The 7,160-nt window shown below is 52.7% G+C and carries 7 protein-coding genes; 2 read left to right on the top strand and 5 right to left on the bottom strand.

Features of this window, described 5'->3' with window-relative positions; genetic code table 11:
* A partial coding sequence (locus tag ACP5D0_RS07030; RefSeq protein ID WP_472364954.1) for a hypothetical protein occupies nt 1–450 on the top strand: 450 nt, incomplete at its 5' end.
* Nucleotides 451–582: 132 nt separating this feature from the next.
* Here the strand turns inward: ACP5D0_RS07030 and secF are convergent.
* From secF to queA, 5 genes are all read right to left on the bottom strand, one after another.
* Entirely contained in the window at nt 583–1,563 is a 981-nt protein-coding gene (gene secF / locus ACP5D0_RS07025; RefSeq protein WP_472364964.1) for a protein translocase subunit SecF, read from the bottom strand.
* Nucleotides 1,564–1,666: 103 nt separating this feature from the next.
* Entirely contained in the window at nt 1,667–3,544 is a 1,878-nt protein-coding gene (secD, locus tag ACP5D0_RS07020; RefSeq protein WP_472364953.1) for a protein translocase subunit SecD, read from the bottom strand.
* Between the two features lie 107 nt (nt 3,545–3,651).
* The gene (gene yajC, locus ACP5D0_RS07015) at nt 3,652–3,984 is read right to left on the bottom strand and encodes a preprotein translocase subunit YajC (RefSeq protein ID WP_472364952.1); all 333 of its coding nucleotides are present in this window, start codon (nt 3,982–3,984) and stop codon (nt 3,652–3,654) included.
* Between the two features lie 64 nt (nt 3,985–4,048).
* Nucleotides 4,049–5,161 carry a tRNA guanosine(34) transglycosylase Tgt gene (tgt, locus tag ACP5D0_RS07010; RefSeq protein ID WP_472364951.1) on the bottom strand — a complete coding sequence of 371 codons (1,113 nt, stop codon included), beginning with the start codon at nt 5,159–5,161 and terminating at the stop codon, nt 4,049–4,051.
* Between the two features lie 16 nt (nt 5,162–5,177).
* The gene (gene queA / locus ACP5D0_RS07005; RefSeq protein WP_472364950.1) at nt 5,178–6,230 is read right to left on the bottom strand and encodes a tRNA preQ1(34) S-adenosylmethionine ribosyltransferase-isomerase QueA; all 1,053 of its coding nucleotides are present in this window, start codon (nt 6,228–6,230) and stop codon (nt 5,178–5,180) included.
* A 269-nt stretch (nt 6,231–6,499) separates the two neighbouring features.
* On the opposite strand from queA, the gene ACP5D0_RS07000 reads away from it, so the two are divergent.
* Nucleotides 6,500–7,030 (top strand): DUF3087 domain-containing protein, encoded by a 531-nt coding sequence (locus tag ACP5D0_RS07000; protein WP_472364949.1) that lies wholly within the window; start codon nt 6,500–6,502, stop codon nt 7,028–7,030.
* Nucleotides 7,031–7,160 lie beyond the last annotated feature (130 nt).

Genomic DNA, 7,160 nt, shown 5'->3' with positions numbered 1-7,160 from the left:
AAAATGGACACCCCCCAGAAGGTCAGCACCTGCCTGGACTACATTGATCGTCGTCTGGAAACCACCTCCGAGCAAACCATTCAGATTGCGGAGATGATTATCGACGACATCAAGACGCTCACCGCGGACTATCCGCAGTACCTCAAAAGCAATCGCTTGCGCGAGCATGCCGAACGCGTGCGGGTGACTCAGATGAAATGGGTTAACCAGCTGCACGACATCATTCTGGAACAGACGAATCGTGACCTAAACGGTCAAGTTATTCTGGCGTTGCAGAACTTTGTCAACACCATGAACCGCAAGCAGCTCAAGCATCTCGATTTTGATCTGCCCAGCGCCGTCCGGCGTGAACAACCCGGACACGAGCATGAATATCTATCGCAGGAGCAGATTGAAGTGCTGATGAATTCAGAAATGGAGTCCTCCCCCCTGAACGCCACCCATCACTGAAGCCATCGTGCCATGCAACACGGCCAAACCGCTTCATTCGATTCAAAAAAGACCCGACCGGATCCTCATCCGGTCGGGTCTTTTTCAGACGTCATCCATTTTTGATTCGGCTCAATCCCTAACGAACCCAGCCTACTTACCTTTGCCGGATTTGGACGCTTCCTGAGCTTCACGCGCCGCTTCTTGTTCCAAGAAAATGCGGTTCAACTCTTCTTCCTGTGCGGTGGCATCCACCCCCTCTTTCACCGGCTTCATTAAATCTTCTTTCGATACGCCCAGCGCTAGGGCAATGGAACTGGCAATAAAAGTGGATGAATAGGTCCCCACCACCACGCCGACAATTAACGCCAACGCAAAATTATGAATGATTTCGCCACCAAGGAAAAACAGCGCCAGCAACACCACCAACGTCGTCAAAGACGTCATCAAGGTTCGCGCCAGCATCTGATTCACCGCCAGATTCGTCACCTCTTCCGGCGTGCCGTCCCGCACCGTGCGGAAATTCTCGCGCACCCGGTCAAACACCACAATGGTATCGTTCAGAGAATAACCAATGACCGCTAACAATGCCGCCAGCACCGACAAATCAAATTGCGCCTGTGTCCAAGCAAACACCCCGATGGTAATCACCACATCGTGCACCAAAGCCGCCACCGACCCGATGGAAAAACGGAATTCAAAGCGCAGCGCCACATAAATCAACACCCCCAAGAGGGCATAGAGTACCGACAAGGCACCGTCTTCGGTCAGCTCATCGCCCACCTGGGGGCCGACAAACTCCACCCGCCGCAACTCAAACGCATCGGAATGATGCTCACGCAAGGTATCCATCGCCTGATTGCTGATCTGCGCGGAATCCAGTCCGTCAACCGGCGCAATGCGAATCAACACTTCTTCCGCCGAGCCAAAATTCTGCACCACCACCTGCTCGAACCCGCCGACCTGCAAGCCATTACGAATGCCATCCACATCGGCGGCCTCCTCATAGGACAGCTCCACAATGGTGCCGCCAGTGAAATCAATTCCCAAATTTAAGCCCTTGGTATACAGACCGACCAAAGACAAGATCATCAACACCAGCGACACCCACATCGCCAGCTTGCGGTACCCCATAAAATTATAATGCGTCGCCTGAGACTGAGCGTCCCTGTAGGACACTTGATCCGCCGTCGCCGTATTTTGTTTGCTTGCTTTTGCGCTCATAGTGTTCTCCCGACTAAACCGATAATTTCTCTACCGGCTTATTGCCGTAGAGCGCGTTCACCACAGCTCGCGTGCCGAGTATCGCAGTGAACATAGAGGTGATAATGCCGATGGACAGCGTAATCGCAAAGCCTTTAATCGGCCCGGTGCCGAAACTGAACAGCACAATCGCCGCCAGCAAGGTGGTGATATTGGCATCCGCAATGGTCACAAACGCCTTTTCATAGCCCGCGTGAATCGCCGACTGCACCGACGACGAACGCAGCTCCTCGCGAATACGCTCGAAAATCAGCACATTCGCGTCCACCGCCATCCCCACCGTCAACACGATCCCCGCGATCCCCGGCAAGGTCAGCGTCGCTTGCAGCAAGGACAGCACCGCCACAATCAAAACCAAATTCAGCGTCAACGCCACATTAGCAATCATGCCAAAGGTTTTGTAACGCCAGCCCATAATCACCAGCACCAGCAGGAAGCCCACCAGCACCGACATCATGCCTTGGTTAATATTATCCTGCCCCAAGCTCGGGCCGACCGTACGCTCTTCCACGATTTCCATCGGTGCCGCCAAGGCACCGGCACGCAATAACAGCGATAAATCCTGAGCTTCCTGCGGATTGTCCAAACCGGTGATCTGGAAGCGATTCGCAAACTGACCGCGAATCACCGCCGCGTTAATGACATCCTGAGTGGTCACGCGTTTTTTAATGATTTCGCCGTCTTTTTCGAGAGTATCGACACGATTCTCAATAAACACCACCGCCATGCGGTTACCGATGTTTTCCTTGGTCGTGGCCAGCATCTTACGCCCACCCACACCGTCCAGCGTCACCGTCACTTCCGGTGAACCCGATTCTGGGTCAATGCCCGACTGAGCGTTAATCACATTATCCCCGGTCACAATCACACTACGTTGCAACAGAATGGGTCGCCCATCACGGAAGTAATACAGCCGCGCACCATTCGGCGCATAGCCGGTTTTTTCCGCCCGCCGTGCATCGCCCGTCTCTTCCACTAAGCGAAACTCCAGAGTCGCGGTCGCGCCCAGAATTTCCTTCGCCTTGGCGGTGTCCTGCACACCGGGCAACTGCACCACAATGCGGCGGTCACCCTGCTGCTGAATCACCGGCTCGGCCACGCCCAGTTCATTGATACGGTTGCGCAAAGTGGTGATATTCTGTTTCAGCGCGTAGGTACGTGCATCCGCTAAGGTTTTCGGCAGCAGATAAATTTCCAGCGTCTGCAGCTCCGGCTTTTCAACCAGATTAAACTCCCCCGGATAGTCTTTCTGCAACACGTTCGCAGCGGCGGTCACACTCGCGGCATCGCGGAACTTCGCCATCAAATGATCCTGTTCATACTCCACCGCCAGATAGCGAATTTTCTCGCTGCGGAATTTGGCTTTGATTTCATCCACATAACGGTTGTAGGTTTTTTCAATGGCGGATTCCATATCCACATCCATCAAAAAATGCACCCCGCCGCGCAGATCCAGCCCCAGATACATCGGCTGCGCCCCCAGAGCACGTAAAAAGTCCGGCGTAGCCGGTGCCAGGTTCAACGCCACCACCGCCTGACGTCCCAAGGCCTCACGAATCAGACTCCGCGCCTTCATCTGCTCATCGGTATTGTGAAACCGAATCAGAAACTGGCCGTTATCAAACACCAGCGACTTGGGCGTCAATTCCGCCTGAGCCAAGAGACTTTCAAGTGTCTTTTCGGTTTCGGCATTGAATTGCACCGACTTCGCTGGGGACACCTGCACCGCCGGATCATCACCGAACAGGTTTGGAGCCGCGTACACAAACCCCACAATAATAACGATAAGCAATAACAGATATTTCCACGCCGGATACTGGTTATTGATGACTTTTTGCCTTGACTCAAACATGATTGTATTTCCAAAAGACCACTGACAACGTCACTGGGCAGAGAACCACCGCCCCCGACCCAAAAAACAAAGGGGCTAGACAGCCCCTTTTTTAACCCGCACGAACCTTATTCCGCCGTGCCTTTTAAGGTGCCTTTCGGCAACTCGCGTGAAATATTCTGACGTTCCACTTTCACGGTGACATTATCGGCGATTTCCAAATCGACAAAATTTTCGTCCAATTCACGGATTTTCCCCGCCAAACCACCGTAAGTCACCACTTCTGACCCTTTACCAATGGCTTCAACCAGTTTTTTATGTTCTTTCACTTTCTTTTGCTGCGGACGAATCAGCAAAAAGTAAAACACCACAAACAATAAAATCAACGGCAACAGCGCTTCAAAACCGCTTCCTTGAGACGCTGCCGCCCCTTCCGCCATGGCATCTGAAATCAAAAACATTTTTTTATCTCCTTAGTAAATATCAAACCGCGCTATTGTGGCACAAAATCGCCAAAAATTCTATTCACAAAATCGGCACCGTTTCGCCGCGTTCAGCGTAAAACTCCGCTACAAAAGCGTCCAAGGATTCCGATGCGATGGCGTCTCGCAGGCCTTTCATCAAAAGCTGATAATAATGCAAATTATGAATGGTGTTCAGGCGTGCGCCCTGAATTTCACCGCACTTATCCAGATGATGCAAATAGGCGCGAGTGTAATGGCGACAGGTATAACAATCGCACTTGGCATCCAACGGCGCCAAACTGGTCTTATGCACCGCATTGCGAATTTTAATGACACCCGAATGGGTAAACAGGAAGCCATTGCGGGCATTACGGGTCGGGATCACACAGTCAAACATATCAATGCCGCGACGTACCGCTTCCACTATATCCTCCGGCTTGCCGACCCCCATCATATAACGCGGCTTATCCACCGGCATATGCGGCTCAGTGAAATCCAGGGTTCCCATCATCTCGTCTTTCGGTTCGCCCACCGACAAGCCCCCGATGGCGTAACCGTCAAAACCGATGTCCATCAACGCCTGAATCGACTCTTGGCGCAAATCTTCATACATGCCGCCCTGCACAATGCCGAACAACGCCGACGGATTGCCTTCATGTGCCTGTTTGGAACGCTCCGCCCAGCGCAAGGACAAACGCATCGACTCGGCCGCCACCTCATGCGTGGCGGGATAAGGGGTGCATTCGTCAAAAATCATCACTATGTCCGAACCCAGCTGGCGCTGAATCTCCATCGACTCTTCCGGCCCCATAAACAACGGCGAGCCATTGACCGGATTACGAAAATGCACCCCCGCTTCCACAATCTTGCGCATCTTGCCCAGGCTGAACACCTGAAACCCGCCGGAATCGGTCAGAATCGGCCCCGGCCAATTGATGAAATCATGCAAATCGCCATGCTGTTCGATAATGTCCGTGCCCGGACGAATCGCCAAATGAAAGGTATTGCCCAAAATAATCTGGGCGCCGGTATCGGCCACCTCTTCCGGCATCATCCCTTTCACCGAGCCGTAGGTGCCCACCGGCATAAAGGCTGGGGTTTCCACCAGGCCTCGGTCAAAAATCAAGCGCCCGCGACGCGCACGCCCATCTTGGTTATCCAATTCAAATTTCATTTAATGTGTCCAATCGTTATTCGTTGATCGCCGCCGGATGCACCAGCATCGCATCGCCGTAGCTGAAAAAGCGATAACGCTGTTCGACGGCATGCGCATACGCCTGCAGAGTACGCTCATACCCCGCCAGCGCCGACACCAGCATAATCAAGGTGGACTCCGGCAGGTGAAAATTGGTCAAAAGCCCATCCACTATTTGGAATTCGTAACCCGGGGTAATGAAAATATCGGTTTCGCCCTGATAGGGTTGCAAGCCGCCAGACGTGGAAAACCGCGCCGCGCTTTCCAAACTGCGCACCGAGGTGGTGCCCACCGCAATCACCCGCCCACCTTTACGCTTGGTTTCCGCAATCAAGGCCACGGTTTCCGGCAACACCTCAATCACCTCGGAGTGCATCACATGCTCGGCAATGTCGTCCACCTGCACCGGTTTAAAAGTCCCCGCCCCAACATGCAAGGTCACAAATCCGGTCGAAACACCTTTCGCGCGAATCCGTTCCAGCAGTGCCTCATCAAAATGCAACCCAGCGGTCGGTGCCGCCACCGCGCCAGGCCTGGCGGAATACACCGTTTGATAACGCTCTTTATCTTCCAGCGCATCTTCGCGCTCGATATACGGCGGCAACGGCATATGCCCATACGCTTCAATCAACTCCAACACCGACAAGTCCGACGCCTGTTGTGAAAACCTTAATTCAAACAAGGCACCGTCACGCCCCAAGACTTCCGCCTCAAAGGCCTCCGCAATGCGCAGCGTTGTGCCAGGCCTGGGCGAACGGCTGGCGCGAATATGCGACAGCACCCGCTCATGATCCAGCACCCGTTCAATCAACAACTCCACCTGACCGCCGGAGGCCTTTTGCCCGAACAATCGCGCCGGAATCACCTTGGTATCGTTAAAAATCAGACAATCGTTTGCATTCAGATACGACAGCAAATCCGGAAACTGTTTATCCGCGAGTCCACCATCGGCTTCCATCACCAACAAACGGCTCTGGGTACGCTCCTGCGTCGGTTGCTGCGCAATCAGTTCGTCAGGTAAGTCAAAGTAAAAATCGTGTCGTTTCATCCTGTCACTTCATCCTGTCGAATACCGAGCCGCATTGCATCGGGGCGGCTTCCGTCACGGATTAAAAACGCAAGATTATACCGTGATTCCCCCCCCATGCGCTGGAAAATCCATTATCCCCAGGCCTGGCCATTTCGGTCACGATCGTGAGCACAATCCTGCGCATGATCATGAGATACTCTCACAACCCGGCAACGGTCATGCTAAGATTTTGCCTTACACAAAATAACGCCTCGGTTTATGAGGAAATCACAAGCAAGGAATCGGTTATGTTTGAAATCCAAGAGATGGATCCGGCGTATTACCGCAAACGCACGCGCAACGCTACCTTAAAAATCATGGCGATGTTTATCGTCATCGGCATGATCGTCGCCACCGCATTCGTGGAATACTTGGGACCCTACAGCTCCAACCACATTGTTCTAAATCTACTCGGCGCACTGGTCGGGCTGGCCATCACCGGCTTAATTGTGCGTTATTTTTTCAAAGACAGCGGCTGGATGCACGAAGCCATGTACGGCTGGCGATTAAAGCGCAACCTCATGCACATCACCAATGTGATTGATGCCGTAAAAGAAAAAGCCGCACAAGACGACCCACAGGCATTAAAAATTTTGCGGTTTTACCACCTCGGGCTGACGCAAATGTACCAACTGGAAGACAACAGCCACGAACTCATTGAAATCAAAGCGGAAAAAGAACAACTGGTGCAACAACTCATCAATCTCGGCATCGACATCCACCAAACCCGCTTTGACCCCAGCTGGGTGGAAAATTTTAACAACGACAAACTCGATTGATGTTTGAACCACAGAGACACCGAGAATTTTTGAACCACGAAGACATACATGCCCTCTGGGTACGAAGGCGCGAAGTTTTTTAAAAAACGATGTCATGTTGAGCGAAGCCGAAACATCTCACGCCGACAAA

This window comes from Hydrogenovibrio sp., from assembly GCF_049975065.1.
In the GTDB taxonomy this organism is placed as follows: domain Bacteria; phylum Pseudomonadota; class Gammaproteobacteria; order Thiomicrospirales; family Thiomicrospiraceae; genus Hydrogenovibrio.
This window is presented reverse-complemented; position numbering and strand designations above follow the sequence as displayed.